Below are 18535 nucleotides of genomic sequence, written 5' to 3'. Positions count from 1 at the left end.
GTAAGAGGTAAATGTCCTTCGTGAAGGTTCCGAAGGACATTTCGAGTGAAAAATAAGAGGTAAATGTCCTTCGTGAAGGTTCCGAAGGACATTTCGAGTGAAAAATAAGAGGTAAATGTCCTTCGTGAAGGTTCCGAAGGACATTTCGGGTGAAAAATAAGAGGTAATTGTCTTTCGTGAAGGTGCTGAAGGACAAATCGTGCTGGTTTTGTCCTAAATAGGGTCTCTTAAGGACATTTCGAATGAAAATCCACTCTTTTTTGTCCTTGATAAGACCTCTTAAAGACATTTCGAATCAAGATCCAGTCGGTTTTGTCCTTAATAAGACCTCTTAAAGACATTTCAAACCAAAATCGTGCTAGTTTTGTCCTTAACAACGCCCCTTAAGAAAATCCCATATCAAAATCCACTCAGTTTTACCCATTAAATAGGTAATTCTAAAAAACAAATAACAAAAAGCAAGAGAGGACGCTAAGTTTGGAAACATTAATAGTCAATTACATGGCACGCGAAAAGCGGTTTGCTTATCTCAGAAACAATCGCGTTGAACAAATCGTTTTTGAACGACCAGAACATCGCTCGCTGGTCGGTAATATTTATTTTGGTACGGTGACAAAGGTGTTGCCGGGGATGAATGCTGTATTCATTGATATTGGCGAAGACAAGAATGCCTATTTGCATCGTGATAACCTGCCATCCTATGTGCTCTCTTCCGAAAAACAAAAGAACGTTACTAGCTGTGTTCATCAGGGCGAAAAGATGCTCGTGCAGGTGGATAAGGATGCAACCGGCACAAAGGGACCGAAAGTAACGGGTATTATCGAAATTCAAGGAAACAATCTCATATATATGCCCAAGGGACGTTATGTTGCCGTTTCAAAAAAAATCGCTAATGAGTCTAAACAGACTACCCTTCGCCGCCTTGGCGGCCGTCTCAAAATGGAAGAAGAAGGGATCATTTTTCGGACATCAAGCATTTCAAGTACGGAAGAAGAAATTCACGATGAGCTGCAAACATTAAGAGGGCAATACGAGGAACTCTTAGAGAAAATCCCCAAAAAGCCGGGATTAATTTTTCAAAAAGATACCTTTATCGAGATGATTTCAACCCAAACATCGAAAATGAAGTCTGGCGAAGTCATTGTCGATGATCTAGGGCTAAAAAAAATACTTGAGCAGGTTAACCCCAAGGTGAAACACACGTACTACAATGGAAAAGAGAATATTTTTTCAGCAAATAAAGTGGAGCATGAAATTGACAAAGCGCTAAAAAGGATTGTCTGGCTCGATCACGGTGCCTATCTTATTTTTGATGAAACGGAAGCTCTCACCATTATCGATGTGAATACAGGGAAATTTTCCGGGAAAACCGATTATCAGGATACGGTCCTGAAAACAAATCAGCTCGCAGCCCAAGAAATCATCAGGCAGCTCAGACTTCGCGATATCGGCGGCATTGTCCTGATTGATTTTATAGACATGAAACGGGAGCAGGACAAACAGGCGATTCTCGACACCATCACGGCCGAATTAGCAAAAGATGAAAAAAGAACGAAAATCATTGGTTTTACGCCGCTGGGAATCCTGCAACTAACACGAAAAAGGACAAAGGTTGCACTGTCAGAGGCGCTTCAAACGAAATGCCCTGTCTGCGACGGGACCGGCCGCGTTCTTAGTGCAGAAACAATCGCGTTTCGGCTTGAGCGGGAGCTGTTCGAGCATCGCTATGGTGAATTCGAGGCAATTCTCGTCGAAACAACCGATGAGGTAAAAGCGGCGCTGCTCGGACCGAATGAAGCCCATAAAGAAACGTTAACAGGCATGCTGAATCTCAAACTTTATTTTTCCATCCAAGCAGCAGCAAAACCATACTATATTCTGAAACAATTCGGCGAGGAACGTGATATCTCCCTAAAGGCTATTGACACTCTTCCTTGAACTATGTTAGTATTCTAATGTTATGTTTGTAGCGCACCCGTGCTACAACCGCACAGAACAGGTAGTAAGCTTTTGCGATTTTCGCAAGACGCCTGGGGATGGCGAGTCTGAGTTTATAAGGAGGTGCAGTTCATGTACGCAATTATCGAAACTGGCGGTAAACAACTGAAAGTCGAAGAAGGCCAAGCTATCTACATCGAAAAATTAGATGTTGAGGCTGGTGAAACAGTTACTTTTGACAAGGTTCTTTTCGTTGGCGGTGAAACTGTAAAAGTTGGAAGCCCTGTTGTTGCAGGCGCTACTGTTACAGCTAAAGTTGAAAAACAAGGCCGTGCGAAGAAAATCGTTGTTTTCAAGTACAAAGCGAAGAAAAACAACCGTAAGAAGCAAGGTCATCGTCAACCTTACACAAAAGTAGTCATCGAAAAAATCAACGCGTAAGGTGTTGGAGTATAGATGATTGGAATTACGATTACCCGTACTAAATCCGGATTGATTCAATCCTTTGAAATAAGCGGTCATGCGTTGTTCGAAGACCGGGGAAAAGATATCGTTTGTGCAGGCGTATCTGCCGTCTCCGTTGGTGCCATCAACGCAGTGCACGAACTGACTGGTATCACTCCCGACCTTGAACATCGGGCAGATGGATTCCTTCGCTGTGTTGTTCCGGAAGAACTTCCCGAAGACACTAACGAGAAAATTCAGCTTATCCTTGAAGCAATGGCTGTTTCATTACGATCGATTGAAGAACAATACGGTAAGCACATAAAAATAACCTTCAAAAAGTAGGAGGTGGAATAAATGTTATTAAAATTAGATCTTCAGTTGTTTGCATCTAAAAAGGGAGTAGGTTCTACAAAGAACGGACGTGACTCTATCTCAAAGCGCCTTGGTGCTAAGCGTGCAGACGGACAATTTGTAACTGGTGGTTCAATCCTTTACCGTCAACGCGGTACAAAGATTTATCCAGGTGAAAATGTAGGCCGCGGCGGAGATGACACTCTTTTTGCAAAAATCGACGGCGTTGTAAAATTCGAACGTTTAGGTCGTGACCGTAAACAAGTGAGCGTTTATCCAGTAGCTCAAGAAGCTTAAGAACTGCATCGGAAACTCTAACCTGATTGGTTAGAGTTTTCTTTTTGCTAACGAATAATACCTTCCATTCATTTCTTCTAGGGAACTACTTCGTTATAGCTTCTTTTTTTCCTCTAAAACACGTCATTTGGATAAAAATGCTTACTCATGTTTGTTTTTTTGATATACTAACAGCATCACTTAATGTGGGAGTGTACGTATGGGGAAAGAATGGGATATCGTTGAAGTGCTGCGGCACTCACGACATGATTGGTTAAACAGACTCCAGTTAATAAAGGGCAACCTCGATTTAAATCGGGTTGACCGGGCAAAAGCAGTCATTGATGAAATTGTAATTGAAGCCCAGCATGAGACAAAGCTATCGAATTTACATATACCTTTGTTTGCTTCGCTGCTGCTTAAATCGAATTGGGAGAATCCTTTCTTTAAGCTTGAGTATGAAGTGCTTCTCGACTCGGAAACGATAAAAGTTGATGATGCAGTCCTGACAGATTGGACAAATTCATTTTTTACATGCTTGAATCAGGCAATTGAGGCTTTCCAAGAAAATCATTTATCTATCACAATTGAACCGCAATTAAACGGTATTCGTTTCTTTTTTGATTTTAGCGGGATAATAAAACATAAGGAACTGCTGGATCAATTTCTTGCCGACCAAGAACAATCCTTGGATCTGGCGGTCAATGATTTCAGCGAAAGTGAACTTGCACTAGAAGTGTTTCTGCCTGTTTTAAAATAGTGGCAATCAGTGCAAATGGGAGGAATAAGATGTTTGTCGATCAAACGAAGATTTATGTAAAAGGCGGAGACGGCGGTAATGGGATGGTTGCGTTTCGCCGTGAAAAATATGTACCAAAGGGCGGTCCAGCCGGTGGTGACGGCGGTAAGGGTGCCAATGTTATCTTTGAAGTAGCTGAAGGTTTAAGGACGCTGATGGATTTCCGTTATCAGCGCCATTTCAAGGCTGATCGTGGTGAGCATGGCATGTCCAAGGGGCAGCATGGCCGCGGTGCTAAAGATATGATCGTTAAAGTACCGCCCGGAACGGTTGTAACGGATGCGGAAACGAATGAAGTCATTGCTGATTTAGTAGAGAATGGACAGCAGGCTGTCATTGCGAAAGGCGGACGCGGCGGGCGCGGAAATACTCGGTTTGCGACACCGGCAAATCCGGCACCTGAGATTGCTGAAAATGGTGAACCAGGACAAGAGCGTGATGTAATGCTAGAATTAAAGCTCTTGGCAGATGTTGGTCTTGTGGGATTCCCGAGTGTGGGGAAATCGACACTGTTGTCGGTTGTTTCTTCTGCGAAGCCGAAAATTGCTGAGTATCATTTTACCACGATTGTTCCTAATCTTGGCATGGTAGAAACAGAGGATGGGCGGAGCTTTGTCATGGCCGATCTTCCTGGATTGATTGAAGGGGCCAGTGAAGGTGTTGGTCTAGGACATCAATTCCTACGGCATATTGAACGGACACGAGTTATTGTCCACGTTATTGATATGGCAGCGATGGAAGGCAGGGATCCATTCGAGGATTACCTGACAATAAATAAGGAATTAAATGAATATAATCTGCGCTTAACAGAGCGGCCGCAAATAATCGTAGCAAATAAAATGGATATGCCTGAAGCAGAAGAAAATCTGCAAAAGTTTAAAGAACAGCTTGAAGAGGATTTTCCGATTTTTCCAATTTCCGCTGTTACGAGAAAAGGGCTTCGTGAGCTGTTATATGCGGTTGCTGATAAGCTTGAGACGACATCGGAGTTCCCGCTTGAACATGAAGTAGAGGAAACAGGGGTTCATCGCGTTCTCTATAAGCATGAAGCAGACCCAGAGGCATTTACGATAACAAGAGAACCGAATGGCTCGTTTGTGGTCTCAGGTGAAAAGGTCGAAAAGCTATTTAAGATGACCGACTTTTCAAGGGAAGAATCCGTCCGCCGTTTCTCTCGTCAGCTTCGCGGGCTTGGGGTCGATGATGCGCTAAGACAAAAAGGAGCAACAGACGGGGATATCGTAAAACTATTAGAATTCGAATTTGAGTTTATTGAGTAGTGTTCCTGAAGAGGTAGTGTGATGAAAGTGGATAATGCAGATAAGAAATATTACTTGGTTCGTGAGGATGTTTTGCCGGAAGCAATGAAGAAGACGATTGAAGTGAAGGATATGCTGGAAAGAGGCAAGGCAGAATCCATTGCCGTCGCTACACAAATGGTTGATTTAAGCAGAAGTGCTTATTATAAATACAAGGACACTGTTTTTCCGTTTTCATCGATTACGAAGGAAAAGTTGGTTTCGCTTTTCTTTCATTTGGAAGATCGCTCGGGGACACTGTCTAAATTGTTAAGTGTCGTTGCTTCGTCTGGGGGAAATGTGTTAACCATCCACCAAACGATTCCATTGCAAGGCAGAGCAAATGTGACATTGTCTTTAAACACGTCAAATATGACGGTGGAAATTGACCAATTACTCGCGAACCTAAAAAAGCTTGAATTTGTCGAGAAGGTAGAAGTGCTGGGAACGGGTGCATAATGAACGGTTTGTTCATTATGAAGGCTGTTCTCGGCTTTCTTTTTACAATGATTAGACGCAAAATTTCGAAAAATAGTTTTTATGCTGAACAAGCGCTCGCTCAGTTGGAAAAGGGGCTTCGCTGTGCAAAAGCGAAAATGTTTGGCGAGTATAAGGAGTTGGGAAGGAATGAAAGTTGGTTTTTTGGGGCCAAAGGCTACGTTTACGGAATTAGCAGTGAAAAAGGTTTTTCCAGGATTTGAACTTGAGCCATATCAGACGATTCCGGAAAGTATGGATGCCTTAGTAGATAAAAAAGTAAATCTTGCCGTTGTTCCGGTTGAAAATGCCCTGGAAGGTTCAGTAAATATTACCCTAGATTATTTAACTCACGTCGTGCAAATTCCAATCGTTGGCGCAATTACGCTGCCAATCAAGCAGCATCTAATGGTTCACCCGGCGAATCAAGATGATTGGCGGAACGTAAGCGCGGTTTACAGCCATTCTCACGCGATTGCCCAGTGCCATAAGTTTTTGCATACTCAATTAAAAGGGGTCCAAGTCGAGAGTGTATCATCGACAGCTGCGGCGGCAAAGATGGTGATGGAGCAGCCTGAAACGAAATTAGCAGCGATTGCCAATGAATTGGCGGCGCAGGAGTATGGGCTTGCTATCGTTCAAAAGGGTATTCACGATTTTGATTACAACCATACCAGCTTTTTCGTTCTGTCCGAAATGGACTTGGATTTTGCGTCGATTAGTGGTTCATCGCATTACAAAACGACGCTCATGGTTACACTGCCATCGGACATGGCCGGGGCGCTTCATCAAGTGCTATCTGCGTTTGCTTGGCGAAAAATAAACCTATCAAAAATTGAATCAAGGCCAATGAAAACGGGAATTGGCAATTACTTTTTCATTATTGACTTGGAAATGAAGCTTGATGAGGTTTTGATTCCTGGAGCAATTGCCGAGCTGGAGGCCTTGGGATGCGGTGTGAAAGTGCTGGGGAGCTATCCATCGGTAATGGTGTGATACAAGGAAAAAAGAGGATATCGTCAAAGGCTCTGGCCCTTTGACGACATCCTCTGCACTATTCAATCAAAAATCCCTCATCCTTTAATGCTGCTTCCGCTTTATCCAAAACTTTCGTGCTGGATGCTGAAATGGTATGGAGGTGGATGCCGCCTGTTAACTCCGATAATAACGAGGCTTTTGTGTTTTGAATATTTTCCAAAAATTGTTTCACTTCTTGTCGATTTGAAACCATAATCGATGCTGTCAAATCGCCATATACCGAGTGTTCAATTTTTACATCCTTCACCAATACACCATGGTCAACAAGCAAATTAAGTTCTTTCGCTGTATCCTCAGGTGTATGGCGGGAGGCAATCGTCCTTTCGAAAGTTGGAGTGCCACTGTTTTGCTTTAAGTACATATATCCTTGACTCGTTGCGATAATCGGCTCATTTTTCGCTTTAAGCAGGGTAATATCACCGACGATAACTTGTCTGCTTACATTCGTCCTAGTTGCTAGCTCGCCGCCTGTAAGAGGTTCAGAACTGTCCTTAAGCAGTTGTAAAATGAACGATCTCCTTTCCTCTCCTAATATTTTTTTTTGTTCAGCCATATTCAACCTCCTGATTTCATCTGTTTTTCTATTCTAGCACAAATCCGCGTTTTTATATTGCTTTGCGATTTCAATAATCGTTTCCCCTAGACGAATAACATCTTCCATTGTAGTGGAATTTCCAAATGAGATACGGATAAATTCCTTTGCTTCTTGTTTATTTAAGCCTAACGCTTGTGTGACCTTTGCCGGGGTTTGCATGCCAATCTGACAAGCGCTTCCGGTTGAAATCGCGAAACCTAAACGATTTGCTTCCAACATCATCCATTGCCCCTCGATTCCTGAGATGCCTAGACCAATGATACTTGGAAGCTGAGCGTCATCGTTAGCCTGATAGATTTTCACCCAATCTTTTATTGGATTAAGAGCCTCAATAAACGTTTTACGCATTAATTGATATTTATGATAAGCGTCAGCCAGGTCACGATTGATTTTTTGTGCCGCCGCAGTCATTGACGCAATCGCAGGGACGTTCATCGTACCGGGCCGAAAGCCTTTTTCATGTGACCCCCCTGGGAAAAATGGGCTCCAGGATATGGCCGGATGGATATAAACGCCGCCAATCCCCTTTGGCCCATATATTTTATGACCGGAAAAAGAAAAGCTGCTGACTAAGGGGGCGATGCCGCTTAGCTCGATTTTTCCAAAAGATTGGACAAAATCACTATGAAAATGAATGTTTTGTGCTTTACAAATTTGCGCGATTGATTTAATTGGCTGGATGGTCCCAATTTCAGAATTGACATGTTGAATCGAAATTATTACCGTTTCTGGCGTGATAGCAGCTAATAATTCCTCTTCGTCAATGAGCCCTAATGAATTAAGCGGAAGAAACGTAATATCATAATTCGTTAATCGATTAAGGACACCATGGATGGAGGAGTGTTCTGCCATGCCGGTAATAATATGGTTCCCCTGTTTTTTAGGCGAAGACAAAAGTGCTTCGATCGCCAGAAAATTACTTTCTGAGCCACCGCTTGTAAAAAACAGTCCGTCCTTATCTATCCCTAAAAGGGCAGCCAATTCTTCGCGGCAGTTTTCCAGTAAGACGTGAGCCTGCCCGCCAATATCGTGAAGGCTGCTCGAATTTCCAAAGTATTCAGTCGCCACTTTCACGTAAACTTCAGCCGCTTCCTTATCTAATGGAGTTGTAGCAGCATAATCAAAATAGTTCATCACGATTCTCCAGTATTGTAATTTTTAAAAGCATTTTTTGTTTATTTTTCAATATTTAAAGGCCTTATTGGAGCCGGTTTTGTTGGAAATATAAGGGGAAAGATTTCCGGTCGGGTTTACTAAGAACGGTTCTCTGTGCCCGAGAGCCAGCATTTTGCCACATCCCGGGCACTGAGCCCGGTTCTCTGTGCCCGAAAGCCGGCTATTTGCCATTGCCAGGGCACTAAGGGCGGTTCTCTGTGCCCGAGAGCCAGCATTTTGCCTCTGCCCGGGCACTAAGAAGGGTTCTCTGTACCCGAGAGCCAGCTATCTGCCTCTGCCAGGGCACTAAGGGCGGTTCTCTGTGCCCGAGAGCCAGCATTTTGCCTCTGCCCGGGCACTAAGACCGGTTTTCTGGCATCCAATCGTGCTTAGTGGAGTCCCTTAACACCGCATTAATAAAAAAATCCTTGTCAACAGTTTAATTCTATGTAAAGATATATGTCAAGACACCTGTTAATCCAGGAGGCTCGAAATATGACTAATGATGATGTGTTAATAATTGGAAGTGGAATAGCGGCACTACAGCTAGCTGTTCAATTAAATAAGGATATGAATGTGAGAATACTCACAAAGAGGCAAAAAAGAACGGCGAATTCGTATCTTGCCCAAGGTGGGATTGCTGCTGCATTGGGCGCGAATGACCATCCGGCGAAACATATTGTCGATACGCTCGATGCAGGAAGATTTCACAATAATCAAGAGGTGGTACAGCAAGTCATCAATGCCGCGCCCGGCCTCATTAGGGACATGTCTCGGCAAGGAGATTTTTTTGACAAAAATCAACAGGGCGAACTCCTTCTAGGGATGGAAGGTGCGCACAGTGAACATAGAATCGTCCATGGCGGCGGAGATGCAACCGGAAAAAACGTAATCGAGTATCTGCTTGAGAGTATTACGGCAAATGTCACCATCGAGGAGAATGTCTTCGCCTATGAATTAATGCTAAATCCCGAGAAAAATCGTGTCCATGGTGTGAAAGCGAAAACACTAAATGGAACAATCCAACAATATTACGCAACGCATGTGATCATCGCTACTGGCGGCTGCGGACAATTGTACAGCTATACGTCAAATGCCGAAACAGTAAGTGGCGATGGGATTGCAATGGCCTATCTTGCTGGTGCTGAAATCGTCGATATGGAATTTATTCAATTCCACCCCACCCTTTTATATATTGATGGTGAAACAAAAGGATTAATTTCAGAAGCCGTCAGGGGAGAAGCGGCGATTCTTGTTACCGATGACGGAATTCCGATTATGGAAGGAGTTCATCCATTAAAAGACTTAGCTCCGAGACATCTTGTTTCACAAAGAATCTATGAGTTTCTTAGAAACGGAGATAATATTTTTTTAGATATTAGCAAAATTAACGGCTTTACTAAAAGATTTCCGTCGATTACCTCACTCTGTGAGACCAATGGAATTCGGTTAACAGCCGGTAGAATTCCCGTCGCACCAGGAAGTCATTTTTTAATGGGAGGCATTAAAACCGATTTAATCGGAAGAACGACAATCGATGGGCTATTTGCAATCGGAGAGGCCTCCTGCACTGGATTGCACGGAGCCAATCGCTTAGCCAGTAATTCCTTATTAGAGGGACTTTATCAAGGCGGCGAATTAGCGAAATGGCTTAATAATGCGCGAAAAGAGCCTAATGTTCCGGAGCCGGTTCGAACGGATCGTTCTCTTTCTGCAAAAAAAGTGAAGGTTATTTTACCTGAAATCCAGCAAATTAAGGATTTGATGATGGAGCGGGTTGGAATTGTTCGAAATGAAGTGAATCTAAAAAAGCAGAAAGCTTGGTTAGATCAATTCATGGCCGATGAAATCAAGTTAGATGCTTATTCCGCTCCAGAAATAGCAAAAATATTTATGCTGATTACCGCGAAGCTGGTTACGGATGCTGCGCTAGAGCGGACAGAAAGTCGTGGGGGACACTTTAGAAGTGATCACCCGCTGGAAGACGATGATAATTGGTTAAGGAAATCAATCATTCATAAATATGATCAGGGAATGGGGAAGAATCATGAACACATTAAAACTCCGCTCGCTACTTGAGAAATTTTTTATCGAAGATATCGGCGAACAAGATATGACGACCGATTTGATCTTTACGGACGATACGAATGGGAAAATTGTCTTTCTTGCAAAAGAAGCTGGCGTCTTTTGCGGCGAATCCGTGATAAAAACCGGTTTTCAGCTGTTGAATAACGAAATCACAACAGAGGTTTTTGTGAAAGATGGAGACCCGATTAATATTGGTCAACAGCTTGCGCATGTCTCTGGAAACATAGCTGACCTATTAAAAGGGGAAAGAGTGATCCTTAATCTCGTTCAAAGGATGAGCGGGATTGCCACCCTCACCCAAAAGGCAGTGAACACCCTAAATAGTGATCATACGAGAATTTGTGATACGCGAAAAACGACGCCGGGACTGCGGATGCTGGAAAAATATGCTGTCCGCTGCGGCGGCGGCTTTAATCACCGTTTTGGGCTCTATGATGGCGTGATGATTAAGGATAACCATATTTCCTTTGCAGGCTCTATTTCAAACGCTGTTGTAAGCATCAGGAAAAATGCCGGTCATATGGTGAAAATTGAAGTCGAGGTCGAGACGGAGGAACAGGTAATTGAGGCCGTAAATGTTGAGGCAGATGTAATCATGTTTGATAACCGCACTCCGGATGAAATCAAGGAATTCATTAAATTAGTGCCGCCGGGAATCATCACCGAAGCCTCTGGCGGAATTCAATTAAGGAATCTAGCCGACTATGGGAAATCAGGTGTTGATTATATTTCCTTGGGGTTTATAACCCATTCAGCAAAAGCGCTAGATATAAGCGTAAAAGTTCTTTTGAAAAAAGGAGAGGAATAAGATGAACATTTTAGCCAATTTGCAAAAAACAATCATGATTCCTGATAAATACAAGCAGATGTCACAGGAAGAGCTGGAAGCTAGAGTCATGGAAGTGAAAAAGCAACTTGGTTCACGGTTATTTATTCCCGGACATCATTATCAAAAGGATGAAGTGATTCAGTTTGCTGACGCAACAGGGGATTCATTAAAACTGGCGCAATTATCGGCCGAAAATACGGATGCTGAATTTATTGTTTTCTGCGGTGTCCATTTTATGGCGGAAACAGCAGACATTTTAACTGCCGAGAATCAAAAGGTATTTTTACCTGATATGCGTGCGGGCTGCTCAATGGCGGATATGGCTGATATTAAGCAAACAGAAAAAGCCTGGGAGAAGCTTCAGGAGATTTTTGGGGATACGATTCTTCCGTTAACCTATGTCAATTCTACTGCGGCGATTAAAGCATTTGTAGGTGTAAATGGCGGGGCAACCGTAACCTCTTCCAACGCAGAAACAATGGTAAAATGGGCATTTGAAGAGAAGGAACGCATCCTATTCTTGCCCGACCAGCATTTAGGCCGGAATACGGCTGCCGATTTGGGTGTTGGTTTAGATGAAATGGCGATTTGGAATCCAATAACGAATTCCTTAGAATATGAAGAGGATGTTTCGAAAATAAAAGTGATTCTCTGGAAAGGGCATTGCTCGGTTCATGAAAATTTCACGGTCCAAAATGTAATCGACACCCGCAGCCAAAATCCGGAGATAAAAATCATCGTTCATCCGGAATGCCGGCGTGAGATAGTGGAATTGTCAGATATGGCGGGATCAACAAGCTATATTATTAATGCAATTGAAACTGCGGAGCCCGGATCAGCATGGGCGATTGGCACGGAAATGAACTTAGTTAATCGTCTAATCAAGAACCATCCGGATAAACAGATCATTTCTTTAAATCCGCATATGTGTCCATGTCTAACGATGAACCGGATTGATTTGCCTCATTTAGTGTGGAGCCTGGATACACTTGAAGATGAAAATAATATCATTAAAGTAAGTCCTGAGATTGCCATGAATGCTAAATTGGCACTTGAACGAATGTTAGCCAATTCATAATTAAAGGAAAAAAGATGCAGTTTTACAGATTGCATCTTTTTTTATATTTACGATTTCTTTAGAGCCGATTCATATTTTTTGGAAAAGTAGCATAAGTTTTTCTGAAGAATGTTAGCACTTTGCCCAAATTCACATACACTATATGGACTTATGCCATAGGAGGGAAATCAGAGTGAAGATCCATATCGTACAGAAAGGGGATACTCTTTGGAAGATCGCCAAGAAGTACGGCGTGAATTTTGAAGAGCTGAAAAAGATGAATTCACAGCTCAGCAACCCTGATATGATTATGCCCGGTATGAAAATAAAGGTTCCTACTGCAGGCGGAACCGTTAAAAAAGAAGGGCCAATCCATATAGGAAAAAAAGAAGTTCCCATTGCTGAGCATCCGTTTGCTAAAGAGAAGCCGAAGGAAATGCCTATTAAACAAATGCCGATTAAAGAAGTACCCATCAAGGAAATGCCGATAAAAGAGATACCAAAAAAGGAGATACCGATAAAGGAAATACCAAAAAAGGAGGTACCAATAAAAGAGGTACCAATTAAAGAAGCACCGATATTAAAAGAAGCACCAAAAGCACCCTACACTCCAAAAATGCCTCTAAAAGTAATCCCAGAAAAAGATATTAATAATTATTATATGTCAAACATGACAAATATCACGCCAAATCTGCCGCCGAAGCCAGCAAATATCCTTCCTGAAGTAAAAGAAGTACCGATGCCTTTACCAATGCCAGTTCAGCAAGAGTGTGTACAGGATTATTGTGTCCCAGTTACACCCGTAATGCCTGGACCAGGATTCTGTCCTCCATTTGGAGGATATCCAATGCAGCCATATATGCCATATCCGCAAGTGCAAGGTGCGGCCTATGCACCGACACCGAGTTACGTTCCAGGGATGGCCCAAGGGTATCCGGGTGCTGCGCCAATAACAGCTGGTGCGCCAGCTATGCCGGGGCATTACTTTCAGGATGAATCATCGTCGTTTATGCCGCAAATGCCTATTATGAACCCTGCTTATAACCCGGGTGCTGTGATGGGTGCCCAAAACCCGGCGGTTCAACCACCTTATATGGCCCCGGGAGCCTATGGTCAAATGCCAGCAGGGTACGGAGAAATGCCGGGAGCATACGGTCAAATGCCAGCAGGTTACGGAGAAATGCCAGGAGCCTATGGTCAGATGCCAGCGGGTTACGGAGGAAATCCAGGAGCCTACGGTCAGATGCCAGCGGGTTCAGGAGAAATGCCAGGAGCCTATGGCCAAATGCCAGCGGGTTACGGAGGAACGTCAGGAGCCTATGGTCAGATGCCAGGGGGTCACGGAGAAATGCCAGGAGCCTATGGTCAGATGCCAGGGGGTTACGGAGAAATGCCAGGAACCTATGGCCAAATGCCGGCAGGATACGGGGGAATGCCAGGAGCATATGGCCAAATGCCGCCAGCAGGATACGGAGGAATGCCAGAGGCCCTTGGCCAAATGCCAGCAGGATACGGAGGAATGCCAGGAGCCTACGGCCAAATGCCAGCAGGTCAAATGCCAGCAGGTCAAATGCCAACAGGTCAAATGCCAACAGGAAGAAACGGAAATCCGTACGGGATGGGAACACCATACGGTTACCCGCAAATAAGTGGTTCAGAATCACAAGTACCGAACTTTGAAGCTTCTCAAGGAGCAAGGACTCAGGCACCATACATCCAGGCTCAGAGCCTCCCAGTTGGGGCAGGGGGTGACTGCGGCTGCGGCGGTCCAGGACCTTCCATGGACAAAATGCAGCCAGCTGGAGCACGCCCAAATGAAATGCCAGCAAACTTTGTCCCGCCAACTCCGCCTATTTACAGTGCACCATATACAGGACCTGTTAATGCTGCACAGCCACCGTATATGAATCCATATGGGATGGCCCCGGCTGGAACAAATTACGGTATGCCAGGTTACCGTGATGAAAGCGATTAACGGGTCAATGAACCAAAAGGGAGACGATGATTACCTTGATCGTCTCTTCTCTTATTTTCAGTCGCAGTTTTATGAAAAAATTATTCAGCTAGTCCCGATTCGAAAGTCGGTTTTTTTTCTAAAGACCGTTAAAAATACTTATATTGTTAAAGGGTATCAAACGAACCGCAGACTAAAACTCCAAGAAGCTTTTACAGCTACACTGAGAAAAGAAGGGTTTAACAAGACTTATCAATATTTAACTTCCCCGGTGAGAGCTCAGCTGTTTTTTGAAGGAACCTATTTTGGCTGTATGGAGTATATTGCTCCCCATAAAACCGCTTTTTCGTTTCATACTCAAAAAGATCGTCAAGAAGGTATGGCACTCCTTGGCCAATTCCACAAGGCGACGGCGTCGTTTGAAGCTCGATATCGAACATTACTTCCCAAAGGCAATTTAATTGAAAAATGGATAGAGCGGTTTACGCTTTTCTCAAATAATCTTCCCTTTCTCAAATATTTTATTAATGAACCATTTATCTCGGAAATGGTGTCATGGGCCAATTGGTCATTAGATGGGATGGAAAAAAACAAGGACTTTTTTCAAAAAAAACCGTTTGTCATCCTTCATGGTGATGTGGCCCATCATAATTTTTTACGGGATGAACACGGGAAGCTGAATTTACTTGATTTTGATTTAATCAGCATCGGTACTCCTGCATTGGATTATTTACAATATGCAAATCGAATTCTTCCCTATATTGATTGGTCATTTGAGAAGCTTAAGACTTGTAAACCAATGCAGCAATATTTGGAAGATGACGCCTTTTTATACGCCCTCGTATTTCCAGCTGATATTTTTCGGGAATGGAATCGACTGATTCGCGAAAAGACATTTACGGATGAGGTGAAATTTAGGCAGGTCATGGATTTATCAATCGGTCAGTTTTATTCGAGGAAAAAATTTATTGATCGTTTAATAAATCAGGTGAACTAAATTTTCCTTTGGTATTTTCTAGCTGAATGAATTCCCCTCGAAAATAACACCCTATAAATGAGCATATGAACTATGCTCAGGATGTTATTATGAGGGGGTTTTTCGCTTGAACAGGAAACAGTGGATGATTCCTCTTTCGGCCCTAATCATAATGGGCACAGCGGGCTGCGCCAAAGACAATAATCGTGCTGGCGTTAATGAATCAACGAACAATTCGTTACGGCCGGTTGGTTATTATTCAAATGAAAACCACCCGAACAATGGAAATGATATGTTTCGGGATAATGACGGTGCGATAACGGAAATGATGGATCATACACTTGGCGATGAGGACAAGCAATTAAACGAACAAAAAAGAAGGCAGCTGCAAAAGAGAGACAAAAATGGAAATCCAATAAATCCAACAAAGCCATTAGCTTCAAAAGATCGTAATTTTTTTCAGCGGGATGATCGTTTTAGTACGAGTGATATGAATTATCACGGTCATTTGAATAAAAATATCAGAAATACGGGGGTAGTTACCGACCCGAATTTCCAAGATGATTTTTCAAATAAAATTAGAGACAAAGTAGCAAGCATTAACAATGTTAGTGATGTAAGATCCGTATCCTACGGAAATACGATTATGGTTGCGGTGAAGTTAAATGATAATCGCAAAGCTGCCGCTACCAAAAGGGCGATTAAGAATGCAGTAAAACCTTATGCGAACGGGAAAACGATAACTGTTATTACCGATGAAGGCGCCATTGGCAACGACGCCAATAAAGAAAATGATATTCAGCGCAGTAAAGGCGGAAGATAATTCCTCTTTCGCGAAAGGGCAAAGCTTCCATGCTTTGCCCTTTTAAAATTCGCTGATTCCGCTACGGATAAAAAGGCAAAATAAGGTTAAAATAGAACTGTAAAGGATGTTCAATTTTTATCAAATAAGAGGTGAGCGCCATGAAGTTCTTTTGGATAGCAATGTCTCGGTTATGTATACCTGTATTCGCTGTTATTCTCTTCATGTTTATCGGCGGGGCACCGTTTATTGTGATTACCGGCTCCGCTGCGCAGCTGGATAGCAATCAATCACAGCAAAAGCCGGAACCGCTAAACATAACAGTGATTTTGGAACGAGTGTACCTCGATGGAGAAATCAGTCAAGAAGTAATCCATGAGACATGCTGGTCAATGGAGAATTTTTGGGCAAGGTATGACCAGTGGCAGCTTACCGATACGGATCACTCGACCTATGTTTTTAGGAAACAGGTTGACGATATTTCCCCATTACTGAAAGCAAATGGCTTTTTTGGTATTTCTGAAAATGGGGTGTTGACTATTTTTAACGGCAGGCCTGATCAATCACGAATCATTCAATCTTTTTTTCAAATAGATATTAAGAGGCTGGAAAGTAATAAACAGGAACAATTGATTCACGGCATCCCGATTAAAACAAAAGATCATTATGTTAAGGTTTTAGAAACATTCAAGCCTTATTCTGTAGAAAAAGAATAGAAACAGACTGATTGAGCCAAATCAGCCTGTTTTTTTTTGTCTGTAACTAAGATGAAATTGTATGGTAGAATGGGACTTAGTGAAATTAGGGGAGAGAATATGATTGTACGAATTTATTAAAGGGACCGTTGAATTTGTCGGACCGGAATATGTTGTCATCGAAAACAATGGCATTGGTTATCAACTATCAACACCAAATCCGTTTATTTATGCCAGTAAAATGGAAACAATGGTTATTGTATATACCTATCATTACGTTCGCGAGGATATAAACGCATTATATGGCTTCGAAACAAGGGAAGAGAAAAAGCTTTTCACGAAATTATTAAATGTTTCGGGCATCGGGCCAAAAGGGGCACTCGCCATCCTTGCTTCCGGTGAGGTCCAGCAGGTGGTCGCGGCAATTGAGAATGAAGACGAAAGCTTCCTCATCAAATTTCCCGGCGTCGGCAAAAAGACAGCCAGGCAGATGATTCTTGATCTAAAAGGAAAATTGCAGGATATCGTTCCTGACTACTTCCCGAATTTGTTTAATGCAGATACACTTCCACTACATACACAAACAAATAACACGGCTCTAGAAGAGGCCATCCTCGCCTTGAAAGCTCTTGGCTATTCAGAAAAAGAAATAAAAAAGATTTCACCTGAATTAAGAAAAGAACAGCTGACAACAGACCAATACATTAAAAAAGCCCTGCAAAGGCTTTTAAAATAGGTGATGTTCCATGGAAGAACGAATTATTTCGAGTGAAGTAAATGAGAACGAGATTAACTTTGAACAAAGTCTTAGACCGCAAACCTTAAAGCAATATATTGGACAGGATCAGGTGAAGGGCAATCTAGAAATATTTATCAAGGCAGCTCGTCTCCGTAAGGAAACGTTAGATCATGTCCTTCTTTATGGTCCACCCGGATTGGGGAAGACAACACTTGCGGTTATTATCGCCAACGAAATGGGAGTGAATATCCGGACAACCTCAGGACCGGCAATTGAAAGGCCGGGTGATCTGGCTGCGATCTTAACAGCGTTAGAGCCGGGGGACGTATTATTTATTGACGAAATTCACCGGCTGCCGCGGACGATTGAAGAGGTGCTTTATCCGGCGATGGAGGACTTTTGCCTTGATATCGTGATTGGAAAAGGCCCGAGTGCGAGGTCCGTCCGCCTCGACCTGCCGCCATTTACCCTTGTCGGTGCGACAACAAGAGCTGGTTCGCTATCCGCGCCCTTAAGGGACAGATTTGGAGTTTTGAGCCGGCTCGAGTATTATAAGGAAGATCAATTAAAAAGTATTGTCATCAGAACGGCTGAATTGTTCGGTACCGAAATAGACGACGCTTCAGCTGCAGAAATTGCCAGGAGAGCAAGGGGAACCCCGAGGATTGCCAATCGTCTGCTTCGCAGGGTGCGGGACTTTGCTCAGGTTAAAGGAAATGGTACAATTGACCTTGCCCTAGCAAGGGAAGCTCTAGAACTGCTTCAGGTTGACCGCCTTGGCTTAGATCACATTGACCACAAGCTGTTAAAAGGCATTATTGAAAAATTCCGCGGCGGCCCTGTTGGTCTTGACACAATTGCCGCATCCATCGGTGAAGAATCGGAAACGATTGAAGATGTGTATGAACCGTATTTACTACAAATTGGTTTTTTACAAAGGACGCCACGGGGGCGAGTGGTCACCGGAGCCGTATACAACCATTTTGGTATCGAGATGCCAGCCCAATGATTGGTTATTTTA

Annotated in this window: 19 protein-coding genes and 1 other annotated feature; of the genes, 17 read left to right on the top strand and 2 right to left on the bottom strand. The window is 43.1% G+C overall.

All coding sequences use genetic code 11. The annotated features are described in order from the left end of the window. Nucleotides 1-477: 477 nt before the first annotated feature. The 8 genes from ACFVSW_RS11435 (at nucleotide 478) to pheA (ending at nucleotide 6582) form a co-directional block, all read left to right on the top strand. On the top strand, nucleotides 478-1938 hold the full coding sequence (locus ACFVSW_RS11435; protein ID WP_387315882.1) for an Rne/Rng family ribonuclease: 1461 nt from the start codon (nucleotides 478-480) through the stop codon (nucleotides 1936-1938). A gap of 36 nt (nucleotides 1939-1974) precedes the next feature. Continuing rightward, nucleotides 1975-2057, top strand: a sequence feature (ribosomal protein L21 leader region). Between the two features lie 13 nt (nucleotides 2058-2070). Beyond that, entirely contained in the window at nucleotides 2071-2379 is a 309-nt protein-coding gene (rplU, locus tag ACFVSW_RS11430) for a 50S ribosomal protein L21 (protein ID WP_387315879.1), read from the top strand. 15 nt (nucleotides 2380-2394) lie between these two features. Beyond that, a complete protein-coding gene (locus tag ACFVSW_RS11425; RefSeq protein WP_387315877.1) occupies nucleotides 2395-2727 on the top strand; it encodes a ribosomal-processing cysteine protease Prp in 333 nt (110 codons plus the stop codon). Nucleotides 2728-2739: 12 nt separating this feature from the next. Then, entirely contained in the window at nucleotides 2740-3033 is a 294-nt protein-coding gene (gene rpmA / locus ACFVSW_RS11420) for a 50S ribosomal protein L27 (protein ID WP_024027459.1), read from the top strand. A gap of 199 nt (nucleotides 3034-3232) precedes the next feature. Next, entirely contained in the window at nucleotides 3233-3772 is a 540-nt protein-coding gene (locus tag ACFVSW_RS11415) for a Spo0B C-terminal domain-containing protein (protein ID WP_387315873.1), read from the top strand. A gap of 29 nt (nucleotides 3773-3801) precedes the next feature. After that, nucleotides 3802-5091 carry a GTPase ObgE gene (obgE, locus tag ACFVSW_RS11410; protein ID WP_387315870.1) on the top strand — a complete coding sequence of 430 codons (1290 nt, stop codon included), beginning with the start codon at nucleotides 3802-3804 and terminating at the stop codon, nucleotides 5089-5091. A gap of 21 nt (nucleotides 5092-5112) precedes the next feature. Then, nucleotides 5113-5568 carry an ACT domain-containing protein gene (locus ACFVSW_RS11405; protein WP_387315868.1) on the top strand — a complete coding sequence of 152 codons (456 nt, stop codon included), beginning with the start codon at nucleotides 5113-5115 and terminating at the stop codon, nucleotides 5566-5568. A 168-nt stretch (nucleotides 5569-5736) separates the two neighbouring features. Further along, nucleotides 5737-6582: a prephenate dehydratase gene (pheA, locus tag ACFVSW_RS11400; RefSeq protein WP_387315866.1), complete on the top strand. Its 846-nt coding sequence runs from the start codon at nucleotides 5737-5739 to the stop codon at nucleotides 6580-6582. 58 nt (nucleotides 6583-6640) lie between these two features. Here pheA and ACFVSW_RS11395 read toward each other — a convergent pair whose 3' ends face one another. Next, nucleotides 6641-7177 (bottom strand): transcription repressor NadR, encoded by a 537-nt coding sequence (locus ACFVSW_RS11395; RefSeq protein WP_387315864.1) that lies wholly within the window; start codon nucleotides 7175-7177, stop codon nucleotides 6641-6643. Nucleotides 7178-7210: 33 nt separating this feature from the next. Then, complete coding sequence (locus ACFVSW_RS11390) at nucleotides 7211-8353, bottom strand: IscS subfamily cysteine desulfurase (protein ID WP_387315861.1); 1143 nt, start codon at nucleotides 8351-8353, stop codon at nucleotides 7211-7213. 516 nt (nucleotides 8354-8869) lie between these two features. Between ACFVSW_RS11390 and nadB the strand changes: the two genes are divergently transcribed. The 9 genes from nadB (at nucleotide 8870) to ruvB (ending at nucleotide 18523) form a co-directional block, all read left to right on the top strand. Next, on the top strand, nucleotides 8870-10453 hold the full coding sequence (nadB, locus tag ACFVSW_RS11385; RefSeq protein WP_387315860.1) for an L-aspartate oxidase: 1584 nt from the start codon (nucleotides 8870-8872) through the stop codon (nucleotides 10451-10453). Continuing rightward, on the top strand, nucleotides 10422-11270 hold the full coding sequence (gene nadC / locus ACFVSW_RS11380) for a carboxylating nicotinate-nucleotide diphosphorylase (protein ID WP_387315857.1): 849 nt from the start codon (nucleotides 10422-10424) through the stop codon (nucleotides 11268-11270). Before nadB ends, nadC begins: the two co-directional genes overlap by 32 nt. A gap of 1 nt (nucleotide 11271) precedes the next feature. Further along, complete coding sequence (nadA, locus tag ACFVSW_RS11375) at nucleotides 11272-12369, top strand: quinolinate synthase NadA (protein ID WP_387315854.1); 1098 nt, start codon at nucleotides 11272-11274, stop codon at nucleotides 12367-12369. Nucleotides 12370-12541: 172 nt separating this feature from the next. Beyond that, nucleotides 12542-14323: a SafA/ExsA family spore coat assembly protein gene (safA, locus tag ACFVSW_RS11370; RefSeq protein WP_387315852.1), complete on the top strand. Its 1782-nt coding sequence runs from the start codon at nucleotides 12542-12544 to the stop codon at nucleotides 14321-14323. Continuing rightward, a complete protein-coding gene (locus tag ACFVSW_RS11365; protein WP_387315850.1) occupies nucleotides 14310-15299 on the top strand; it encodes a phosphotransferase in 990 nt (329 codons plus the stop codon). The genes safA and ACFVSW_RS11365 overlap by 14 nt, the downstream gene beginning before the upstream one ends. A gap of 106 nt (nucleotides 15300-15405) precedes the next feature. Continuing rightward, nucleotides 15406-16101, top strand: coding sequence for a YhcN/YlaJ family sporulation lipoprotein (locus ACFVSW_RS11360; protein ID WP_387315848.1), 696 nt, complete (start codon nucleotides 15406-15408; stop codon nucleotides 16099-16101). Between the two features lie 140 nt (nucleotides 16102-16241). After that, nucleotides 16242-16796 carry a BofC C-terminal domain-containing protein gene (locus tag ACFVSW_RS11355; RefSeq protein ID WP_387315845.1) on the top strand — a complete coding sequence of 185 codons (555 nt, stop codon included), beginning with the start codon at nucleotides 16242-16244 and terminating at the stop codon, nucleotides 16794-16796. A 103-nt stretch (nucleotides 16797-16899) separates the two neighbouring features. Then, nucleotides 16900-17511, top strand: a complete 612-nt coding sequence (gene ruvA / locus ACFVSW_RS11350) for a Holliday junction branch migration protein RuvA (RefSeq protein WP_387315842.1) — start codon at nucleotides 16900-16902, stop codon at nucleotides 17509-17511. 10 nt (nucleotides 17512-17521) lie between these two features. Next, the gene (ruvB, locus tag ACFVSW_RS11345) at nucleotides 17522-18523 is read left to right on the top strand and encodes a Holliday junction branch migration DNA helicase RuvB (protein WP_387315839.1); all 1002 of its coding nucleotides are present in this window, start codon (nucleotides 17522-17524) and stop codon (nucleotides 18521-18523) included. Nucleotides 18524-18535 lie beyond the last annotated feature (12 nt).

It is taken from the genome of Neobacillus sp. NPDC058068, assembly GCF_042885335.1.
Lineage (GTDB): Bacteria > Bacillota > Bacilli > Bacillales > Cytobacillaceae > Neobacillus.
The sequence above is the reverse complement of the archived record's forward strand: the minus strand, read 5'-3'. Positions and strand labels throughout refer to the sequence as shown.